Raw genomic sequence first — 1,156 nt, forward strand, 5'->3', positions numbered from 1 at the left:
TACTGACCTTGAATGCGTGATGTCGTCATGCTGATTGGCGCCGGAGGCCGGTGCCGGTGAAGCAGCCGTCGAGGACGTCGGGGCGGTACTGGAGCTGGCGGAGGCCGCGCCGGACGGCGGTGATCAGGTCCTCCGGGTCGGTGAAGGCACAGTTGGCTGTGGTGGTGCGTCGCAGGACGGACCAAATACCTTCGACCGGGTTGAGGTCGGGCGCGTAGGGCGGTAGCTGGAAGACGGTGAGCCAGTCGCGGGCGGCGATGTAGCGGCGCATTCCGGCCGTCAGGTGGGTGTTGAGATTGTCCCAGACCAGCACGATCGGGCCGCCGAGCTGCTGGTGGGCGGCCTGGATCAGGTCGCGGTAGTCCTTCCAGGAGAAGCTCTTGCGCCCGTCGGGCCGGGCATCGGGACAGGGCCGGTAGATCAGCCGGGAGGGTTCGCCGGGTTTGTAGCAGGCCAGGGCGGCGACGGATAAGCGGCGGCGGGATCGGCCCCGCACGCGGATCACCGGGGTGTGGCCGCGGCGGGACCAGGTGCGGGTGGTCGGCGGCGTCATCGAGAATCCGGCCTCGTCCTCGAAGACGAGCCAGGCCCCGAGCGCCGCCACGATCCTTCCACCTGGGGCCAGGTCTCCTTCACCCAGCCGGCCACCGCGGTCTCGTCCCGCTCGATCGCCCGCCGGGCAGGGACCTGGCAGCTCCATCCGTGCCGCTTGAGCAGGGCGGCCACCCCTTGCACGGTGTAGCTCTTGTGGAAGCGGCGCCCGATCAGCGTCTTGATCCGCGACAGGGTCCAGGTCTGGTCCGGCCAGCCGTGTGCCACCGGGCCCTTGGCCAGCTCCCGCTCGAGCACGGCGAACAGTTCGTCACTGAGCAGCGGCAGCGATGCCGGGCCCTTGGAGGCCAGGGCCCTGGGCCCGTTCTGCGACCAGGCCCTGCGCCACCGCTGAACCGACCGGACACTGACCCGTAGGTCGTGAGCAATCACCGGGTTCTCGTCGCCCTGCCGGAACCGCTCGGCCGCCTCCATCCTCAACTTCTCGCGGAAAGCCCGCCGTTCGTCGGTCAGTCCGCCCCCTTGCGCATACCTCATGCCACCGGCGTACCGCAGGGATCATGAACCGTCAGCCCTGCCGACACCACGCTTTGAAGGTCAGTAG

At 69.3% G+C, this 1,156-nt stretch carries 2 protein-coding genes; both read right to left on the reverse strand.

What is annotated here, in order from left to right:
• Window positions 1-25: 25 nt before the first annotated feature.
• A complete protein-coding gene (locus FB157_RS46990) occupies window positions 26-553 on the reverse strand; it encodes a transposase (RefSeq protein WP_261387078.1) in 528 nt (175 codons plus the stop codon).
• A complete protein-coding gene (locus FB157_RS46995; protein ID WP_186582023.1) occupies window positions 550-1,089 on the reverse strand; it encodes a winged helix-turn-helix domain-containing protein in 540 nt (179 codons plus the stop codon). Before FB157_RS46995 ends, FB157_RS46990 begins: the two co-directional genes overlap by 4 nt.
• Between the last annotated feature and the right edge of the window lie 67 nt (window positions 1,090-1,156).

Origin of the sequence: Streptomyces sp. BK340, assembly GCF_007827595.1 — a bacterium.
GTDB lineage: Bacteria > Actinomycetota > Actinomycetes > Streptomycetales > Streptomycetaceae > Streptomyces.

Bases quoted from the DNA above. Each gene is read 5' to 3' on its own strand.
- FB157_RS46995 (WP_186582023.1), bottom strand. From the start codon at position 1,089: ATGAGGTATGCGCAAGGGGGCGGACTGACCGACGAACGGCGGGCTTTC.
- FB157_RS46990 (WP_261387078.1), bottom strand. From the start codon at position 553: ATGACGCCGCCGACCACCCGCACCTGGTCCCGCCGCGGCCACACCCCG.